The sequence below is a fragment of the Streptomyces sp. NPDC001070 genome (assembly GCF_053598835.1).
This window is the reverse complement of sequence record NZ_JBSFLB010000007.1, coordinates 60560-77694: the sequence shown is the minus strand read 5'-3', so window position 1 is coordinate 77694 and position 17135 is coordinate 60560. Positions and strand designations below refer to the sequence as shown.

Annotated in this window: 21 protein-coding genes, 1 tRNA gene and 1 pseudogene; 5 read left to right on the top strand and 18 right to left on the bottom strand. The window is 72.0% G+C overall.

The genetic code is table 11. The features are described 5' to 3' along the window. Positions 1-172: 172 nt before the first annotated feature. Together ACWDAS_RS11130 and ACWDAS_RS11125 are read left to right on the top strand one after the other, a co-directional pair. Positions 173-916 carry a response regulator transcription factor gene (locus ACWDAS_RS11130; RefSeq protein ID WP_450388597.1) on the top strand — a complete coding sequence of 248 codons (744 nt, stop codon included), beginning with the start codon at positions 173-175 and terminating at the stop codon, positions 914-916. Beyond that, entirely contained in the window at positions 913-1407 is a 495-nt protein-coding gene (locus ACWDAS_RS11125; protein ID WP_450388596.1) for a hypothetical protein, read from the top strand. The genes ACWDAS_RS11130 and ACWDAS_RS11125 overlap by 4 nt, the downstream gene beginning before the upstream one ends. A 41-nt stretch (positions 1408-1448) precedes the next feature. Here ACWDAS_RS11125 and ACWDAS_RS11120 read toward each other — a convergent pair whose 3' ends face one another. The 5 genes from ACWDAS_RS11120 to ACWDAS_RS11100 all read right to left on the bottom strand — a co-directional run bounded on the left by ACWDAS_RS11120 (position 1449) and on the right by ACWDAS_RS11100 (position 6953). Continuing rightward, on the bottom strand, positions 1449-1913 hold the full coding sequence (locus ACWDAS_RS11120; RefSeq protein WP_450388595.1) for a PPOX class F420-dependent oxidoreductase: 465 nt from the start codon (positions 1911-1913) through the stop codon (positions 1449-1451). A 24-nt stretch (positions 1914-1937) separates the two neighbouring features. After that, positions 1938-2771: a YceI family protein gene (locus ACWDAS_RS11115; protein WP_450388594.1), complete on the bottom strand. Its 834-nt coding sequence runs from the start codon at positions 2769-2771 to the stop codon at positions 1938-1940. A 142-nt stretch (positions 2772-2913) separates the two neighbouring features. Next, the gene (locus ACWDAS_RS11110; protein ID WP_450388593.1) at positions 2914-5397 is read right to left on the bottom strand and encodes an MFS transporter; all 2484 of its coding nucleotides are present in this window, start codon (positions 5395-5397) and stop codon (positions 2914-2916) included. A gap of 11 nt (positions 5398-5408) precedes the next feature. Beyond that, a complete protein-coding gene (locus tag ACWDAS_RS11105) occupies positions 5409-5864 on the bottom strand; it encodes a MarR family winged helix-turn-helix transcriptional regulator (protein WP_450388592.1) in 456 nt (151 codons plus the stop codon). 144 nt (positions 5865-6008) lie between these two features. Continuing rightward, positions 6009-6953, bottom strand: a complete 945-nt coding sequence (locus ACWDAS_RS11100) for an aldo/keto reductase (RefSeq protein WP_450388591.1) — start codon at positions 6951-6953, stop codon at positions 6009-6011. A gap of 106 nt (positions 6954-7059) precedes the next feature. Here ACWDAS_RS11100 and ACWDAS_RS11095 point away from each other — a divergent pair, with 106 nt between their 5' ends. After that, positions 7060-7236, top strand: coding sequence for a hypothetical protein (locus ACWDAS_RS11095; protein WP_450388590.1), 177 nt, complete (start codon positions 7060-7062; stop codon positions 7234-7236). Positions 7237-7329: 93 nt separating this feature from the next. Here ACWDAS_RS11095 and ACWDAS_RS11090 read toward each other — a convergent pair whose 3' ends face one another. The 10 genes from ACWDAS_RS11090 to ACWDAS_RS11045 all read right to left on the bottom strand — a co-directional run bounded on the left by ACWDAS_RS11090 (position 7330) and on the right by ACWDAS_RS11045 (position 12808). Next, the gene (locus ACWDAS_RS11090; RefSeq protein WP_450388589.1) at positions 7330-7467 is read right to left on the bottom strand and encodes a response regulator transcription factor; all 138 of its coding nucleotides are present in this window, start codon (positions 7465-7467) and stop codon (positions 7330-7332) included. Positions 7468-7545: 78 nt separating this feature from the next. Further along, the gene (locus tag ACWDAS_RS11085) at positions 7546-8286 is read right to left on the bottom strand and encodes a hypothetical protein (RefSeq protein WP_450388588.1); all 741 of its coding nucleotides are present in this window, start codon (positions 8284-8286) and stop codon (positions 7546-7548) included. A gap of 67 nt (positions 8287-8353) precedes the next feature. Then, positions 8354-9259: an RNA polymerase sigma factor SigF gene (locus ACWDAS_RS11080; protein WP_450388587.1), complete on the bottom strand. Its 906-nt coding sequence runs from the start codon at positions 9257-9259 to the stop codon at positions 8354-8356. 169 nt (positions 9260-9428) lie between these two features. Then, entirely contained in the window at positions 9429-10412 is a 984-nt protein-coding gene (locus ACWDAS_RS11075; protein ID WP_450388586.1) for an RNA polymerase sigma factor SigF, read from the bottom strand. Positions 10413-10573: 161 nt separating this feature from the next. Beyond that, positions 10574-10870: a Dabb family protein gene (locus ACWDAS_RS11070; RefSeq protein WP_450388585.1), complete on the bottom strand. Its 297-nt coding sequence runs from the start codon at positions 10868-10870 to the stop codon at positions 10574-10576. A gap of 31 nt (positions 10871-10901) precedes the next feature. Beyond that, complete coding sequence (locus tag ACWDAS_RS11065) at positions 10902-11066, bottom strand: hypothetical protein (RefSeq protein WP_450388584.1); 165 nt, start codon at positions 11064-11066, stop codon at positions 10902-10904. A gap of 176 nt (positions 11067-11242) precedes the next feature. Next, a tRNA-Ser gene (locus ACWDAS_RS11060) sits at positions 11243-11329 on the bottom strand. A gap of 10 nt (positions 11330-11339) precedes the next feature. Next, positions 11340-11795, bottom strand: coding sequence for a tRNA adenosine(34) deaminase TadA (gene tadA, locus ACWDAS_RS11055; protein WP_450388583.1), 456 nt, complete (start codon positions 11793-11795; stop codon positions 11340-11342). Between the two features lie 41 nt (positions 11796-11836). Further along, complete coding sequence (locus tag ACWDAS_RS11050; protein WP_450388582.1) at positions 11837-12379, bottom strand: tRNA adenosine deaminase-associated protein; 543 nt, start codon at positions 12377-12379, stop codon at positions 11837-11839. 219 nt (positions 12380-12598) lie between these two features. Then, positions 12599-12808 carry a hypothetical protein gene (locus tag ACWDAS_RS11045; protein ID WP_450388581.1) on the bottom strand — a complete coding sequence of 70 codons (210 nt, stop codon included), beginning with the start codon at positions 12806-12808 and terminating at the stop codon, positions 12599-12601. 145 nt (positions 12809-12953) lie between these two features. Here ACWDAS_RS11045 and upp point away from each other — a divergent pair, with 145 nt between their 5' ends. After that, complete coding sequence (upp, locus tag ACWDAS_RS11040) at positions 12954-13589, top strand: uracil phosphoribosyltransferase (RefSeq protein WP_450388580.1); 636 nt, start codon at positions 12954-12956, stop codon at positions 13587-13589. Between the two features lie 107 nt (positions 13590-13696). On the opposite strand, the gene ACWDAS_RS11035 is transcribed toward upp, so the two are convergent. Continuing rightward, positions 13697-14374 (bottom strand): LytR C-terminal domain-containing protein, encoded by a 678-nt coding sequence (locus tag ACWDAS_RS11035; RefSeq protein WP_450388579.1) that lies wholly within the window; start codon positions 14372-14374, stop codon positions 13697-13699. 107 nt (positions 14375-14481) lie between these two features. Beyond that, entirely contained in the window at positions 14482-14778 is a 297-nt protein-coding gene (locus ACWDAS_RS11030; RefSeq protein WP_319134963.1) for a type II toxin-antitoxin system VapB family antitoxin, read from the bottom strand. Between the two features lie 97 nt (positions 14779-14875). Here ACWDAS_RS11030 and ACWDAS_RS11025 point away from each other — a divergent pair, with 97 nt between their 5' ends. Next, positions 14876-16426 carry a helicase HerA-like domain-containing protein gene (locus ACWDAS_RS11025; protein ID WP_450388578.1) on the top strand — a complete coding sequence of 517 codons (1551 nt, stop codon included), beginning with the start codon at positions 14876-14878 and terminating at the stop codon, positions 16424-16426. A gap of 31 nt (positions 16427-16457) precedes the next feature. On the opposite strand, the pseudogene ACWDAS_RS11020 reads toward ACWDAS_RS11025, so the two are convergent. Beyond that, positions 16458-17027, bottom strand: a pseudogene (locus tag ACWDAS_RS11020) (M28 family peptidase); the annotation flags it as partial. Positions 17028-17135 lie beyond the last annotated feature (108 nt).

The following is a 17135-nucleotide window of genomic DNA, read 5'->3' as shown; positions in this document are numbered from 1 at the left end:
CCAAAACGGGGGTCGCGACCGGCGCATTCCCTCCCCGGCGGCGCGTCCGAGTGGCTCACCTGCCCGCGGCCGCTGCCCCGGCCGTGGCCCGCCGGGCCCGCGACAGGAGATTCTCAGGTGAATCACAGACAGCGGAAAGGGCGTTCTCAGGGGCGGCCCACAGGATTCAGGCATGACCGCGTCTCCTTCCCCCGCCGCCGCCGACCTCACTCGCCTCGACGGCTCGCCCGTGCGGGTACTCGTCGTCGACGACGAGACCGCACTCGCCGACCTGCTGTCCATGGCCCTGCGGTACGAGGGCTGGGACGTCCACACCGAGGGCACCGGCGCCGACGCGCTGCGCTCCGCCCGTGAGCTGCGGCCGGACGCAGTGGTCCTCGACGTCATGCTGCCCGACATGGACGGCCTGGGGGTCCTGGCCCGGCTGCGCCGGGAACTGCCGGACGTGCCCGTGCTGTTCCTCACCGCCAAGGACGCCGTGGAGGACCGCATCGCGGGCCTGACCGCGGGCGGTGACGACTACGTCACCAAGCCGTTCAGCCTCGAGGAGGTCGTGGCCCGGTTGCGCGGACTGCTCCGGCGGGCCGGCGCGGCCACCGCCCGCCAGGACTCGCTGCTGGTCGTGGGCGACCTCGTGCTCAACGAGGACAGCCACGAGGTCAGCCGCGGCGGCCGCGACATCCACCTCACGGCGACCGAGTTCGAGCTGCTGCGGTATCTGATGCGCAATCCGCGCCGGGTGCTGAGCAAGGCGCAGATCCTCGACCGCGTCTGGTCCTACGACTTCGGCGGCCAGGCCAACGTCGTCGAGCTCTACATCTCCTACCTGCGCAAGAAGATCGACGCGGGCCGCTCCCCGATGATCCACACCCGCCGCGGCGCGGGCTACCTGATCAAGCCGGGCGAAGCGGCGTGAGCCGGGCGGTCCTGCCCGGCGGCGGGGACGGCCCGCCCGTGCCGCCGAGGCCCGCGCGCCGGCCGGGCCACCGTCCGCGCAGGCGCCGGTCCCTGCGGACCCGGCTGGTGGTCTCCTCGGTCGCGCTCATCGCGATCGTGTGCGCGGTCATCGGTACCGTCACGACGCTCGCCCTGCAGTCCTTCCTCTTCGCGCAGCTGGACAAGCAGGTCAAGGCGGTCGCCACCCGGGCCCGGATGGACCCCGGATACGGCGGCACGCAACAGCCGGGCGCCGTGCCGATCGTCCCCGGGGCCGACGGTGCCGTCCGGCTGCGCTTCATCACCGGGCCCGGCATCGCCCCCGGCACCGTGGGCGCCCGGCTGGACGGGACCGGCGCGGTCACCGACGCTCCTGCTCGCGGGCATCGAGGCCGTGCGCGACCGCGACCCCGCCGGGGGGACCGCCCCGGGCGGGTGAGCCGGCCCCGTCCGGGCCGGGGAGTGCGGTGACGGTCGCCGTCACCGCGCCCCGGGGTCCCGCGGGACCGGACCTACGGGGCCAGTCGCGCCGGGAAGCCGCCCGTGGCGATGGGGCCCCAGCGTTCGGGGGTCACCCGCACCAGGGACTTGCCCTGCCTGACCATGGCGGCGCGGTACTCGTCCCAGTCCGGGTGCTCGCCCGCGATGTTGCGGTAGTACTCCACCAGCGGTTCGACGGAGTCGGGGGAGTCGATGACCTCGGCGGTGCCGTCGATCTGCACCCAGGGGCCGTCCCATTCGTCCGACAGCACGATCACGGTGGCGCGCGGGTCGCGGCGCGCGTTGCGGGCCTTGGCCCGCTCGGGGTAGGTCGAGACGACCAGCCGTCCCGCGTCGTCGACCCCGCAGGTGACGGGGGAGCCCTGGGGGCGGCCGTCGGCGCGCGTCGTGAGCAGCAGGGCGCGGTGGCGCGGTCGTACGAATTCCAGCAACTGGTCGAGTTGCACGCTGGTGTTGGTCGCGATGTTGGCAGCCATGACGGAAGCCTATGCTTCCCGCGGTTACGCGGCGGGCAGGGCCGTGCCCTGGACGGTCTGGATGTCGAGGCCGATCTTCAGCGTGGTGCCGACGGCCGCGATCCCGGCCCGTACGACCTGGTTGTAGTGCATCGCGAAGTCATCCCGGCGCAGTTCCGCCGTCGCGCGGAACGCGGCGCGCACACCGCCCCACGGGTCCGGGCCGGTGCCCAGATACGCCAGGTCCAGATCGACCGGGCGGGTGACACCGCGCATCGTCAGCTCCCCGTGGACGGTCCACCGGTCGCCGGGGGCCGGCTCCAGCGAGGTGCTGCGGTAGGTGAGCGTGGGGTGCGCCCGGGCGTCGAGGAAGTCGTCGGAGCGCAGGTGCTCGTCGCGCGTGCCGTTGCCGGTGTCGATCGACGCCGCGTCGATCACGGCCTCGACGGACGACGCGAGCGGCTGCTCCGCGATGTCGACCCGGCCCGCGAAGCTCTTGAAGCGGCCGTGCACGCTGGACAGGCCCAGGTGCTGGGCGACCGCGCCGACCTCGGAGTGCGCCGGGTCGATCGTCCACGGCCCGGGCGGCGGCAGTTCGATGCCTCCCGCGCGGGACAGCAGCACGGTCCCGAGCTCCGCGGAACCGGACGCGGTCACCAGTGCCGTCGACGCGGCGGGGCGGTAGCCGATCGCCGTCACGATCACGGTGTAGGCCCCGGGCGCCAGCGCGGCGGTGCGCACGGCGCCCTCGGTGTCCGCCGCCTCCCGGGCGATCTGCTGCCCGGTCATGTCGGTGACGGTCACCACGGCATGCGGCACCGCCCATCCGTCCTTCGTCCGGATCCGCCCGCGCAGCCCGGCTCCAGCCGTCGTGTTCATCAACCTCGCTCGCCTTCGGTGGGTGCCCCCGGTCGGGTCCGTCCGGACGGCCTCGGCCGTCCCTTGCTCCGGTCGCCCGGACAGGACCCTGTTTCCCCCGTTCACCGGTCCGTGCGTCTCCGCTGGCGCACCGGCCGATCGTTCACCCCTCGGGGTGGTTCAGTTCCACGTCGAAGCCGTCCTCGCGGCCGGCCGCGCCGCCGTTGCCGACGGTGACCTGCGTGGCCACCGGCGGGTAGCCGCTGGCGACCAGCGAGTACTCGCCCGCGTCCAGGTCGCCGAAGGCGTACGCCCCGTCGGTGCCGGTGGTGGCGGTGGCCACGACGTTCCCGGCCGCATCGATGAGCGTGACACGGGCCTCCGGGAGCGGGAGCCGGCCGGTGCCGCCGAGCACGGTGCCGCGCAGGGTGGCGCCGGTGCGGAGCGGGACCTCGACGTGGGTCGGGCCGTTGCCGGCGACCTCGACCGGCAGCGCGGCCGGCCGGTAGCCGGTGGCGTTGACGGCCAGGGTGAAGTCCCCGGCGGGCAGCTCGTCGAAGCCGAAGGCGCCGTCCTCGCCGGTGCCGCCGGTGGCCAGGACCTCGCCGCGGACGTCGGTCACCACGACCATGGCGCCCGCGACGGGGATCCCGCTCGCCTCGGCGACCACCGTGCCGGTGAGCCCGCTGGTGCCGGCCAGGACCACGTCGTACGGGACGGGCTCCTCGCCGACCACCACGGTGGACGCCTGCGGCTGGTGGCCGTCGGCGGCCGCGATGAGCACGTACGAGCCGGCGCCGGGCGCGCTCAGCGTGTAGCCGCCGTCCGCGCGGGTCGCGGCCCGGCCCAGCTGCCGGCCGGTGAGCGAGATCAGGGTGAGCGTGGCCCGCTCGACGCCCATGCCGTCGGAGTTGCGCACCTGGCCGTGGATCGCGGTGCCGCCCTGGTCCGGCAGGGCCGCCACGGGCGCGGCCACGGTGACCGCCTCGGCGGCCTCGGCCGCGGTCTTCGCGACGGTCTCGACCGCGGAGGCCTGGGCCGGTATGACCGCCTTCTGCTCGGCGTGGCCGGGCACACCGGCCGCCTGCTGCAGACCGCTCGCGGTCTTCAGCGGGACCTCCTTGATGAAGAGCACGAGCAGCAGCGCGAGGAACGCCACCGGGGCCGCCACCAGGAAGACGTCGCCGGCGCCGTGCCCGTACGCGGTCTCCACGACGTGGCGGATCGGCGCGGGCAGCGTGGCGAGGTCGGGGATGGCGCCGTCGGAGGTGCCGGTGGACTTCACGCCCAGGGCGGCCAGGCCGTCCTTGACGTAGTGCGTCACGCGGTTGCCGAGCACCGCGCCCAGCGCGGAGACGCCGATCGCGCCACCGAGCGTGCGGAAGAAGGTGACGACGGAACTGGCGGCACCGAGGTCGGCGGCCCCCACCTGGTTCTGCACGGCCAGCACCAGGTTCTGCAGCATCATGCCGACGCCGAGGCCCAGCAGCGCCATGAAGAGCGCCAGGTGCCAGTACGTGGTGTCGGACCGCAGCGAGCCGAGCAGGGCGAGGCCGCCGGTGAGCAGCACGCCGCCGGAGACCAGGAACGCCTTCCAGCGGCCGGTGCGGGTGATGATCAGACCGGAGGCGGTGGAGGAGACGAACAGACCGGCGATCAGCGGGATGGTCATGACGCCGGACATCGTCGGCGACTCGCCGCGCGCCAGCTGGAAGTACTGGCTGAGGAAGACCGTGCTGCCGAACATCCCGGTGCCGACGAACATCGAGGCGACCGAGGTCAGGCTGATCGTCTTGTTGCGGAACAGCCGCAGCGGCATGATCGGCTCGCTCGCGCGGGACTCGACCAGGACGAAGACCAGCACGAGCAGCAGCGCGCCCGCGACCATGGCGTAGGTCTGCCAGGAGATCCAGTTGTACTTGTCGCCGGCGAAGGTCACCCAGACCAGCAGCAGGCTGACGGCGGCGGTGACGAAGAAGGCACCCGCCCAGTCGACCTTGACCCGGCGCTTGACCACCGGCAGGTGCAGGGTCTTCTGCAGCACGATCAGCGCGACGATCGCGAAGGGCACGCCGACGTAGAAGCACCAGCGCCAGCCGAGCCAGTCGGTGTCGACGATGACGCCGCCGAGCAGCGGGCCGCCGACGGTGCCGAGCGCGAAGGCCGCGCCGAGGTAGCCGCTGTAGCGTCCGCGCTCGCGCGGGGAGATCATCGCGGCCATGATGACCTGGGTCAGCGCGGTCAGACCGCCGGCGCCGATGCCCTGGACGACACGGCAGGCGATGAGCATCCCGGCGTTCTGCGACAGTCCCGCGATCAGCGAGCCCACCACGTAGACCACCAGTGCCAGCTGGACCAGCAGCTTCTTGCTGAACAGGTCGGAGAGCTTGCCCCACAGCGGGGTGGTGGCGGTGGTGGAGAGCAGGGCGGCGGTGACGACCCAGGTGTAGGCGCTCTGGCCGCCGTTCAGATCGGAGATGATCTTCGGCAGGGCGTTGGAGACGATCGTGGACGACAGGATCGCCACGAACAAGCCGAGGATCAGCCCGGTGAGGGCCTCCATGATCTGCCGGTGCGACATGGGGGCCGCGTGTCCTGCGTGGGCATCGGTCCCCCGCACACCGGTGGGCGGTGCGGTTGTTGCCATCGTCATCCTCTTCACGTCGTGGAATGTGTACGGGGGCGGCAGGCGGCCGCGAAATCCGTTCGCAGCCGGTCCAGCAGCCGGGAGAACTCGGTGACGTCCTCGTCCGGCCAGTCCCTCAGGTGGTGGGCCAGCGCCTCGGCGACCCGGTCCTGGGCGGCGCGCAGCATGTCCACGCCGCCGGGGGTCAGGCGCAGCAACCGCGACCGCTTGTCGTGGGGGTCGGGCAGCCGGTCGATCCAGCCGCGCTCCGCGAGGTGGGCCACATGTCTGCTGGTGACGGACATGTCGACCTCCAGCAGCTCGGCCAGCCGGCTCATCCGCATCTCGCCGTGGCGGCTGATCACCGAGAGCACGCCGAGCGATGACGGCGGGCACTCCGGGGGGCAGGCACGGCTGAGCTCGCGGGCGACCACCGGGATCGCGCGCAGCTGGCTCGCGAGCTCCGCGAACTGCTCCTGCGTCGCCATGGCGCCTCGCTTCCGACTTGTTGGTTGCCTCAAGCAACCGTAGAAAATTTGGTTGTTGCAGGCAAATTCTTTCGGGTAAAAACCTCCAAAAGGAGCGACCCGCCTCCGGTCAAGGAAGGCGGGCCGTCGGGCAAAAGCACCAGGTCAGGCGGATGCCTCTGTCAGCCGCTCCAGCTCCGCGGCGGTCAGCTCCAGCGTGGCCGAGGCCAGCAGCGCGGGCAGCTGCCCGGGCGTACGGGCGCTGGCGATCGGAGCCGCGACGGTCGGCCGGGACCGCAGCCAGGCCAGCGCGACGCTCGCCGGCTCCACGCCGTGCGCCGCCGCGACCTCGTCCAGCGCGGCCAGCACCCGCGGCCCGCGCTCCGACTCCAGATAGGCGCCCGCGGCGCCCGCCCGGGGGCTGTCCACCGTGACGCCGGGCCGGTACTTGCCGGTGAGGAAGCCCCGCGCGAGGCCGAAGTACGGCACCGAGGCGAGGCCGTGCGCCTCGACGACCTCGCGCAGCGGGGTGGCGCCTGCCTCGTACTGCTCGCGTTCCACCAGGTTGTAGTGCTGCTGCAGCGCCACGTACTTCGCCAGCCCCTCGCGGTCGGAGAACTCCAGCGAGGCCGTCAGCCGCTCGGGGCTGATGTTGGAGGCCGCGATGTGCCGGACCTTGCCCGCGCGGACCAGCTCGTCCAGGGCGCCGACGATCTCCTCGACCGGGGTCTCGGGGTCGTCGAAGTGTGTGTAGTAGAGGTCGATGCGGTCGGTGCCCAGACGCCGCAGCGACTCCTCGGCCGCGGCCTTGATCGTGGCGGGCTTCAGGCCCTTGAAGTCGGGGTGGGAGCCGACCTTGGTCGCGACGATCACGTCGTCGCGGCGGCCGCGCTTGGCGAGCCAGGCGCCGATCACGGTCTCGGACTCGCCTCCCGAGTGACCGGGCACCCACGCCGAGTACACGTCCGCGGTGTCGACGAAGTTGCCGCCCGCCTCCGCGTAGGCGTCCAGCACCTCGAAGGAGGTCGCCTCGTCCGCGGTCCAGCCGAAGACGTTGCCGCCGAGGCAGAGGGGGAAGACGTCGAGATCAGAGTTGCCGATGAGTGCCATGTGGTCTTGGACGCCGCGAGGACGAGCGGTATTCCCCGGGGTATTCCCCCCGTAACCACCGGCCGGGGGTGACCTCGTCAACGTTACTTCGCTAGGGTCCTGCCCCATGACTACCCCTGACAACAACTACGACCCGGCCGGCAACACCCAGATGTTCCGCGCCTTCGTCGACGAGCAGCCCGCCGAGGCCCAGGCCTCCGGCGGCAACAAGACCGGGCTGGTCGTCGGCGTCATCGCGGCCGTCGTCGTGATCGCCGCCGTGGCCTGGTTCGCGCTCGCCTGACCGGCGCGGTACCCGATCCAACGACACCGGACGCCGGCGGTCGCCGGCCGTCCGGCAGCCGCCGTGCGCCCGCGCCCGGCGGCCGGACCCCGCTCAGCGGAACAGCGACGCCAACTCGACGCGCGAGCGCACCCCGAGACGGCTGAAGATGTTCCGCAGGTGGTACCCGACCGTCCGTGTGCTGAGCAGCAGCTGGTCGGCTGTCTGACGATTCGTGGCACCTTGCGCCACCGGCTCGGAGATCCTCGTCTGTTGCGCGGCCGGTTCGCGCCGGCCCACACTTCCGGCTGCCCGGGGAGCGGCGGAGCCTCAGGAGTCCTCGACGGAGACGTCCCTGGTCTCGACGTGCATGCCCAGCGGCACCCGCCATGCGTCCACGCAGACCTCCCAGGTCTGCGTCGCCTTCCTGCCGCCGGGCACGGGCACCGGCGCGGCGCGGGTGCTCTCCACCGTTCCCCAGTCGATGCCCAGCAGGCCGATGATGTGCGTGCCGAACACGACCGTGCCCTTCGTCGCGGCACGGCCCCCGGTGTTGGCGAGGGTGACGGTGACCTTCTCGCACCAGCGGTCGGCGGCCGCCGCGCGCTCGACAGCGCTCACCACCAGGTGCGCCGGCGCGCCGGGCGCCGGTGCGGACGAGGAGGGCGCGGTGCCGTCCGGGGCGGGACGTTCGGCGGGGGTGCCGGGCGCCGTCGTCGGCGCGCCGCCGTCGTGTTGTGGCGGGCCGGTCGTGGCGCCGGGCCGCTCCGGCGGATCCGCAGGCTGCGTGGAACCGGTGCCGCCGACTTTCGGCGCCCCCGGCCCGGAGGGCGCAGTGCGCCCGGGTGCGGCCGGCGCGGTCGTACGGCCGTCCAGCGGCACGAGGTCCACCGCCCCGGAGGGCGGGGCGTTCACCGAGGAGCCGCCCGCCGGGCCGGGCGCGCCGACGGCCACGTAGCCCGCGCCGCCCCCGTCGCAGTCCGGACCCAACGCGGCGAAGGTCCCCAGGCAGACGACGGCCGCCGAGGCGGCGGCAAGCGCGCCCCGGCGGCCCGGTGGTATGTGCACCATCCTGCCAGTGTACTGACGAACCGTCAGGAATAAACCGCCCGGTCTCTCCGTCAGCGGAACGACCGCCCTACTGCTCGGCGGTGAGGCCCTCGCGCAGTTGCGCCAGGGTCCGGGTCAGCAGCCGGGAGACGTGCATCTGCGAGATGCCGACCTCCTCGCCGATCTGCGACTGCGTCATGTTGGCGAAGAAGCGGAGCATGATGATCCGCCGCTCCCGCGCGGGCAGCTGGGCGAGCAGCGGCTTGAGCGACTCGCGGTACTCCACGCCTTCCAGCGCGGTGTCCTCGTAGCCCAGCCGGTCGGCCAGCGAGCCCTCGCCGCCGTCGTCCTCCGGGGGCGGGGAGTCCAGCGAGCTGGCGGTGTAGGCGTTGCCGACCGCGAGGCCGTCGACCACGTCCTCCTCGGAGACGCCCAGCGCGGCGGCGAGCTCGGAGACCGTCGGCGAGCGGTCGAGCTTCTGTGCGAGCTCGTCGCTGGTCTTGGTCAGCGCCAGCCGCAGCTCCTGCAGCCGGCGCGGTACCCGCACCGACCACGAGGTGTCGCGGAAGAAGCGCTTGACCTCGCCCACGATCGTGGGCATCGCGAAGGTGGGGAACTCCACGCCGCGGTTGCAGTCGAAGCGGTCGATCGCCTTGATCAGGCCGATCGTGCCGACCTGGACGATGTCCTCCATCGGCTCGTTGCGGCTGCGGAAGCGTGCTGCCGCGTAGCGGACCAGCGGCAGGTTCAGCTCGATGAGCGTGTCCCGTACGTACGCCCGCTCCGGGCTGTCGTCCGGCAGTTCGGCGAGCCGCAGGAACAGGGAGCGGGAGAGCGTGCGGGTGTCGACGCTCGTGTCGATGGCCTCGATCGTGCTGTCGACGGCGGTGGTGTCGGCGACGGCGGTGCCGGCGGTGTCGATGGCCTTGCCGTCAGGAGCATCGTGCGGCGCGTCGGTGTTCAGCACCTTCGGACTGCCCACTTCTACGGACATGCCACCCCCTTGAGGTCGCGGACGGGTGTCGCGGGCGACGGTTCGTTCCTCCACTGGAATACCGGAGGCCGGACCGCGACAAACGCGGTTCCCGCAGAATGTCACATGTCGGCAACACGCTGTAGCGCCATGTCGACTTATTTCTTGGGGGGTGGGTAGTCCGCAAGGGTTACGATTCGAGCTGATTTGCGGATCGGAGTCTGGCGAAGCTGCGCGAGAGCAGGCGGGAGACGTGCATCTGCGAAACCCCCAGTTCGGCACTGATCTGCGACTGCGTCAGATTGCCGAAGTAGCGGAGCAGCAGGATCCGCCGTTCCCGCTCGGGGAGCTGCACCAGCAGGTGCCGCACCAGGTCCCGGTGCTCCACGCCGGTCAGGGCCGGGTCCTCGTACCCCAGCCGGTCCAGCAGCCCGGGCGCCCCGTCGCCGCCCTCCTGGGCCGCCTCCAGGGACGTGGCGTGGTACGCCCGCCCGGCCTCCAGGCAGGCCAGCACCTCGTCCTCCGAGAGCTTCAGCCGGTCGGCGATCTCGGCGGTGGTGGGGGTGCGTCCGTGGGCCACCGTCAGGTCCTCGATGGCGCCGCTGACCTGGACCCACAGCTCGTGCAGCCGGCGCGGGACGTGGACGGTGCGGACGTTGTCCCTGAAGTAACGTTTGATCTCGCCGACCACGGTCGGCATCGCGAACGTGGGGAACTGCACCCCGCGTTCCGGGTCGAAGCGGTCGATGGCGTTGATCAGCCCGATCGTCCCGACCTGGACCACGTCCTCCATCGGCTCGTTGCGGCTGCGGAAGCGCGCGGCCGCGTACCGCACCAGTGGCAGGTTCACCTCGATGAGGGAGGCTCTCACCCGCGAGTGCTCCGGGGTGCCCGGCTCCAGGCCCGACAGCTGGTCGAACAGCACCTGCGTCAGGGCGCGCGCCTCCACCGCGTTGCTGTTGGTGCTCCCGCGGTTCCCGCCCCCGGATCCCGTGCCGGTCCCGCCGCCGGAGCCTGCCCCGGCCCCTGTGCCGGTCCCGCCGCCGGTCCCTGTGCCGGCTCCTGCGCCGGTCTCTGCGCCGGTCTCTGCGCCGGTCCCGCCGCCGGCTCTCGTGCCGGCCCCGCTGTCGCCTCCGGTGATCGCTGGTGACGCCGTTCGGGCCGACACGGACATGCCACTCCTCATCGGTCCACTCATCCGGCAAAAGCGGTCATAGCATCACAATTCATGTGGACTGTGTGCAAGCGAGGCGCGGCCCTCCGTGAAAAAGCCCTCCGCCCGGCGGGCGAAGGGCTGTGCGGGAGGGGCGGGGCCGGACCGGGCTCCGCCGGGTGTCACTCGAACACGTAGTCAGCGACCACCCACGTGGAGAACTCGCGCCACAGCGCCACCCCGGCCTGGTGTGCGGGGTGCTCCAGATAGATCTTGAGCGCGTCGGCGTCCGCCACCGAGGAGTTGATGGCGAAGTCGTGGGCGATCGGGCGGTCCGAGATGTTCCAGCCCAGTTCCCAGGAGGCCAGTTCCGGGATGAGCCCGCCGAGCCGTTCGAAGGCCTCGACGCCGGCCACGACTCTCGGATCGTCGCGCTCGACGCCCTCGTTGAGCTTGAAAAGGACCAGATGGCGTATCACGGCGCTGTGCTCCTCACCGGCTTCCGGCCGGTCAGTTGACCAGCGCGGTCATGAACTCACCGACGCCCTTTGCGGCGTCCGATATGCCCTGGAAGCCTACCTGTACGAGATCGGCGGCGCGTGCCGGCGACGTGATGATCGTATAGAGCACGAAAGCCACGATGACGTACATGGTGATTTTCTTCGCCTGCGCCATGGCTGGAGTGTATCCACCGGATGGCCCAATCAGACCGGACGGCGGAACGCGTCCTTGTGGGTGACCCGCGTGTGACGCTCGCCACATCCGCCCCCGGGAAGCGGCGGGGCGGGGCCGCGGAAACGACGAAGCGCCCGGTCCGAAAGGAACGGGCGCTTCGCGGTGATTACTCGCAGCGGTAGCGGTGGGATTTGAACCCACGGAGGAGTTGCCCCCTCACACGCTTTCGAGGCGTGCTCCTTAGGCCGCTCGGACACGCTACCGAGAGAGAGCTTAGCGGACGTCCGGGTGTGCTCCGAAATCGTTTGATCGGAAGAAGCGGGTGAGGAGCTCACCGCACTCCCCGGCGAGCACGCCGTGGATCACTTCGGGGCGGTGGTTGAGACGGCGGTCGCGGACGAGGTCCCACAGGGAGCCCGCCGCGCCGGCCTTCTCGTCGAGGGCCCCGTAGACGACGCGGTCCAGGCGGGACAGCACGATGGCGCCCGCGCACATCGTGCAGGGCTCCAAGGTCACCACGAGCGTGCAGCCGGTCAGCCGCCACTCGCCGAGCGCCTTGGCCGCCTCGCGGATGGCGAGCACCTCCGCGTGGGCGGTCGGATCGCCGACCGCCTCGCGTTCGTTGCGGCCGCGGCCGATGACCGTGCCCTGCGGGGACAGCACCACCGCGCCCACCGGCACGTCGCCGGTGCGCGGGGCGAGCGCGGCCTCCTCGAGCGCGAGCCGCATCGGGGAGACCCAGGGGTCGCGCAGCGGATCGGGCGGACCGGTCAGCGGACCGCCTCCAGGACGTCGGCGCAGCCCAGCGAGTCGGCGATCTCCCCGAGCGCCTCCCCGGTCAGCGCCCCGTCGCCGCTGAGGGCCAGCAGTTCCTTGTCGCTCATGCCGAAGTCCGCCAGCAGCTCGGCGTCGCCGAGCGGGCCCACGGGGACGTGCACCTCCGTCGGGCCGGGGACCACGTCGTCGTCGAGGTCGTCGGCGTCACCTTCCTCGGTGCCGTCGAGGTCGACGATCTCGTCCAGGTCCTCCGGGTCGCGGCCCAGCAGCTCGTCGGTCAGCAGGATCTCCCCGTACGAGCTCCGGGCCGCCGCGGCGGCGTCGGAGACGTAGATCCGCGGGTCCTCCTCACCGTCGACGCGGACGACGCCGAACCAGGCGTCCTCCTGTTCGATGAAGACCAGGACCGTATCCTCCTCGGCTGAAGCCGCCCGGGCCAAGTCGGTCAGGTCGCCGAGGGTTTCCACATCGTCGAGATCGGTCTCGCGCGCTTCCCAACCGTCCTCGGTGCGCGCGAGCAGTGCGGCGAAGTACACCGTGACTCTCCCACAGGTCTCAGGCCGTCCGGACTTTCGGGCGGGAGCCGAATGATCTGGCGCAGGTCCCCGCCCACACTCGGCATCGTGGCAGAAACCTCGGCTTTGCGAAGGGTCTTCCGCGCTGCGTCGTGTGAGGCCTTCCGGCTTTTTTCCGCGGGGCGGCCTGCGCGGACCCGCCGGCGCCCGCCAGGTACGGACATTGTGCCGACCTGGGGACTACCAGCGGAACGTCCGCATCCGCATCTGCTGGCGCGCCCGTGCCGCGCGCGCCCGGCGCGGCTGGACGCGGTCGCGGAGTTCCTTGGCCTCGTTCAGCTCGCGCAGGAACATGGCGCGGCGCCGTCTGCGTTCGGCGTCACGCTCTTGCTGCGTACGGGCGTCGCCCGTGTCGTCCGCGCCGGCGCCGTCGCTGCCGCGCTCCGCCATGGGGCACCACCCCTAGAGATCCACGTGCCCGGCCGGGACAGTCCGGGCGTAAGTGCACGCTTTCCCTCTTCAGGGTGGTTCAAAGCCTGGCCGGGCGTATACGCCGGGCGGGCCCGGGCCCAGGGCGAACGTTAGAGTCGTGGACATGCGGATCCACGTCGTCGACCACCCCCTGGTGGCGCACAAACTCACCACCCTGCGCGACGAGCGCACCGACTCGCCGACCTTCCGGCGGCTGGCCGACGAGCTGGTCACCCTGCTCGCCTACGAGGCGACCCGTGACGTGCGCACCGAGCAGGTGGACATCACCACGCCGGTCGCGAGCACCACGGGCGTACGCCTGTCCCACCCCCGCCCGCTGGTGGTGCCGATCCTGCGGGCCGGGCTCGGCATGCTGGAGGGCCTCGTGCGCCTGCTGCCGACCGCGGAGGTCGGCTTCCTCGGCATGATCCGCGACGAGCAGACCCTGGAGGCCAAGACGTACGCCACCCGCATGCCGGACGACCTGTCCGGCCGGCAGGTGTACGTCCTGGACCCGATGCTGGCCACCGGCGGCACCCTGATCGCGGCGATCGACCTGCTGATCGAGCGCGGCGCCGACGACGTGACGGCCGTGGTGCTGCTCGCGTCCCCGGAGGGCGTGGAGGCGATGGAGCGCGCCCTGGCCGGCAAGCCCGTCACCGTCGTCACGGCGGCCGTCGACGACCACCTCAACGAGAACGGCTACATCGTCCCGGGCCTGGGCGACGCGGGCGACCGCCTCTACGGCACGGCCGGCTGACGACCGGCCGCCGCACGTCCGGCGGCCGCACCTTCGGCCGCCCGAACGGCGCACCGCACCGGCCGCCGCGGCATGAGCGTCGCGCGGCCGGTCACCGGCGACGGGCTCTAACAGGTGCCCGGGCTCGGGGCCGCGCTCGGGCGGGCCAGGACGGCGAGGGCCTTCTCGACGGCCTTCTCGCCCGAGAGCTTGGTGAAGCCCTTGCCGAGCATGAGGTCCACCGTCCCGGTGGGGCGCTTGGAGCCGGCGGCGGCCGGCTTCAGCGTGGTCGTGCCCTTGATCTGGGCGCTGACCAGCTTCATGGCGGCCTCGGCCTTGGGGCCGTGGCCGCCGATGAGCAGCGCGGCCACCTTCACCTTGCGGTCGTACTCGGGGTCGGCGTTGCCGAAGGTGCCGACCTTGAAGCCGCGCGCGGCGAGCTGGTCGGCGGTGTCCTTGGCGAGGCCGCCCTTGGCGGTCGCGTTGTAGACGTTGATCGTGAGCTGCCCGGGCTCCGGGAAGGCGGTGGGAACCGTCGAGGCGGGGCCGGGAGCGGCACCGGCTTTGCAGGTGTGTTCCTTGGCGGCGTTGGCGGCCTTGGCGGCCTCGGTCCTGGGCGCCGTGGACTTGCCGCCGAAGACGTCGACCAGTTGCAGCGTGCCCCAGCCGGCGAGGCCGGCCACGGCGACGGCCGCGACGACCGCCGCCACGATGCGCACCCGGCTGCGGGGACGGCGCATCCGCGGGTACTGGTTCCCGGTGACACGGTACTTTCCGCCCATGCCGGGGGGCGTCAGCATGCTCATGTGCGCAGCGTAGTGCGATAACCGCCCCGGGCCTACTAAACGATCAACCAATCGGGGTCAATGATGGGTACTTGAACCCGAAAGGGCGAAAGCGTCCTGAGTGGGGGTCAGTCCATCTCCAGCACCCGGGCGTGCAGCACCTGCCGCTGCTGCAGCGCCGCGCGCACGGCCCGGTGGAGGCCGTCTTCGAGGTAGAGGTCGCCCTGCCATTTCACGACGTGCGCGAACAGGTCCCCGTAGAAGGTCGAGTCCTCGGCGAGGAGGGTCTCCAGGTCGAGCTGCCCCTTGGTGGTGACCAACTGGTCGAGGCGTACCGGACGTGGGGCGACGTCCGCCCATTCACGGGTGCTTTTCCGGCCGTGGTCGGGGTACGGCCGCCCGTTTCCGATGCGCTTGAAGATCACACGGAAAGCCTACCGGGCAAGGGCGTACGGGCGCAGCAATGGCGCAGGAGTGCGATGGTGGGCAAATACGGTGATAGCGGGAGCAGCGGAGCAGCCCATGACCACGCCGACCCCACCCGGTGCCGCCGGGACCATCGCCGAGGGCTATGCCTTCACCGGACCCGCGCTCGAACTCGGCGCGCTGCTGTGGGAGGGCGGCGTCCTGCCCGGCTCCCCCGTCCGCGTCCCGCTGGCCGTGCTCAACCGGCACGGGCTCGTCGCGGGCGCCACCGGCACGGGCAAGACCAAGACGCTGCAACTGATCGCCGAGCAGCTGTCGGCCAACGGCGTGCCCGTCTTCCTGGCCGACATCAAGGGCGACGTCTCCGGCATCTCCGCCCCGGGCGTGTCCGGCGACCGTATCGCGCGGCGGGCCGCCGAGGTGGGGCAGGAGTGGAGTCCGGCCGGCTGTCCCGCCGAGTTCTACGCCCTCGGCGGCATGGGCCGGGGCATCCCGCTGCGGGCGACGGTGACGAGCTTCGGGCCCGTGCTGCTCTCCAAGGTGCTGGGCCTCAACACCACGCAGGAGCAGTCGCTCGGCCTGATCTTCCACTACGCGGACACCAAGGGCCTGGAACTGCTGGACCTGAAGGACCTGCGGGCCGTGGCCACCTTCCTCACCTCCGACGAGGGGAAGGGAGAGCTGAAGGGGATCGGCGGGGTCTCGCCGGCGACGGCCGGGGTGATCCTGCGGGCGCTGACGACCTTCGAGGCGCAGGGGGCGGGTGCCTTCTTCGGCGAGCCGGAGTTCGACACCGCCGAGCTGCTGCGGACGGACGGCGACGGGCGGGGGATCGTCTCCGTACTGGAGCTGCCGGCCGTGCAGGACCGGCCGCAGCTGTTCTCCACCTTCCTGATGTGGCTGCTGGCCGACCTCTTCGAGGATTTGCCGGAGGTCGGTGACGTGGACCGGCCCAAGCTGGTCTTCTTCTTCGACGAGGCGCACCTGCTCTTCAGCGGGGCGAGCAAGGCGTTCCTGGAGGCGATCACGCAGACCGTGCGGCTGATCCGCTCCAAGGGCGTCGGGATCTTCTTCGTGACGCAGACGCCGAAGGACGTGCCCGGCGCGGTGCTCGGCCAGCTCGGCAACCGGGTGCAGCACGCGCTGCGCGCCTTCACCCCGGAGGACGCCAAGGCGCTCAAGGCGACGGTGCGCACCTTCCCCACCTCCCCGTACGACCTGGAGGAACTGCTCACCGGACTCGGCACCGGAGAGGCCGTGGTCACCGTGCTCGACGAGGAGGGCGCCCCCACCCCGGTCGCCGCGACCCGGCTGCGGGCGCCGCGATCGCTGATGGGGCCGGCCGACCCGGCGGCGATGGACGCGGCGGTCAGGAACTCGCAGCTGTACGGGCGCTACGCCCAGGCGGTGGACCGGGAGTCGGCGTACGAACGGCTGAGCGAGCGGCCCGCGCCGGGGCGGACGCCCGCGTCCGCCCCGTCCCCCGGCACCCGTGGGCGCGGGGAGCGGGCGGAGGAGGAACCGGGTGTCGTGGAGCAGGTGATGGGCAGCGGTGTCTTCCAGTCGCTGGCCCGCTCCATCGGCACCCAGATCGGGCACGAGATCACCCGGTCCCTCTTCGGCACGTCCAAACGCAGGCGCCGCTAGCGCCGACGGGCTCCGGACCCGCCTAGTCGCGCACGGACCCGGTGTCGTAGGCGTAGTGGCCCACGGCGTCGGCGATGACGTCGATGTTGACGTCGAAGGCCCTCATGTCGATGTTGCCGAGGTCGTCGCAGGCCTGGTGGTAGCAGGAGTCGTAGGCGACGCCCGCCGTGCCGCCGTAGCGGGCGGCCTGGGCCTCGGTCTTGATCCCCTCGGCGCCGGTGAAGGTGCCGCCGGCGGGGATGCCCGCCTCGATGAAGGGGCCGTAGTCGGAGCGGCCGGTGAAGTCCGTGCCCTCGTGCGGGACGCGGCGGCCGTCGAGGAAGTCGTTGATGCCCTTCTCCAGCTGGGCGGAGCCCTCGGGGCCGGGCCCGGAGCCGACGCCGTCGGAGTCGTCGCCGTCGTAGACGAAGTAGGCGGCGTTGGGCGAGGCGATCATGTCGAAGTTGAGGTAGAGCGCGATCTGCGCGCGCTGCGCGTCGCTGAGCCCGGCGACGTACGCCTCGGAACCGAGCAGTCCGTACTCCTCGGCGGACCACCAGGCGAAGCGGACCTTGTTGGCGGGCTTGGCGTGGGAGTCGGCGAGCTCCAGGGCGACCTTGAGGTTCCGTGACAGTGCGTGACGTGCTGGGAACGGACGGGCGTTGCTGCGCCACGGAAGGGTGATGCCTTGGTCAAGGAATGGAGCAGGGTGCGGGCGGGACGGGCCGGT

Bases quoted from the DNA above. Each gene is read 5' to 3' on its own strand.
- ACWDAS_RS11085 (WP_450388588.1), bottom strand. From the start codon at position 8,286: ATGGTGCACATACCACCGGGCCGCCGGGGCGCGCTTGCCGCCGCCTCG.
- ACWDAS_RS11045 (WP_450388581.1), bottom strand. From the start codon at position 12,808: ATGGCGGAGCGCGGCAGCGACGGCGCCGGCGCGGACGACACGGGCGAC.
- ACWDAS_RS11065 (WP_450388584.1), bottom strand. From the start codon at position 11,066: ATGGCGCAGGCGAAGAAAATCACCATGTACGTCATCGTGGCTTTCGTG.
- ACWDAS_RS11080 (WP_450388587.1), bottom strand. From the start codon at position 9,259: ATGTCCGTAGAAGTGGGCAGTCCGAAGGTGCTGAACACCGACGCGCCG.
- ACWDAS_RS11025 (WP_450388578.1), top strand. From the start codon at position 14,876: ATGACCACGCCGACCCCACCCGGTGCCGCCGGGACCATCGCCGAGGGC.
- ACWDAS_RS11130 (WP_450388597.1), top strand. From the start codon at position 173: ATGACCGCGTCTCCTTCCCCCGCCGCCGCCGACCTCACTCGCCTCGAC.
- tadA (WP_450388583.1), bottom strand. From the start codon at position 11,795: ATGCGGCTCGCGCTCGAGGAGGCCGCGCTCGCCCCGCGCACCGGCGAC.
- ACWDAS_RS11035 (WP_450388579.1), bottom strand. From the start codon at position 14,374: ATGAGCATGCTGACGCCCCCCGGCATGGGCGGAAAGTACCGTGTCACC.
- ACWDAS_RS11105 (WP_450388592.1), bottom strand. From the start codon at position 5,864: ATGGCGACGCAGGAGCAGTTCGCGGAGCTCGCGAGCCAGCTGCGCGCG.
- ACWDAS_RS11115 (WP_450388594.1), bottom strand. From the start codon at position 2,771: ATGAACACGACGGCTGGAGCCGGGCTGCGCGGGCGGATCCGGACGAAG.
- ACWDAS_RS11075 (WP_450388586.1), bottom strand. From the start codon at position 10,412: ATGTCCGTGTCGGCCCGAACGGCGTCACCAGCGATCACCGGAGGCGAC.
- ACWDAS_RS11120 (WP_450388595.1), bottom strand. From the start codon at position 1,913: ATGGCTGCCAACATCGCGACCAACACCAGCGTGCAACTCGACCAGTTG.
- upp (WP_450388580.1), top strand. From the start codon at position 12,954: ATGCGGATCCACGTCGTCGACCACCCCCTGGTGGCGCACAAACTCACC.
- ACWDAS_RS11100 (WP_450388591.1), bottom strand. From the start codon at position 6,953: ATGGCACTCATCGGCAACTCTGATCTCGACGTCTTCCCCCTCTGCCTC.
- ACWDAS_RS11110 (WP_450388593.1), bottom strand. From the start codon at position 5,397: ATGGCAACAACCGCACCGCCCACCGGTGTGCGGGGGACCGATGCCCAC.
- ACWDAS_RS11095 (WP_450388590.1), top strand. From the start codon at position 7,060: ATGACTACCCCTGACAACAACTACGACCCGGCCGGCAACACCCAGATG.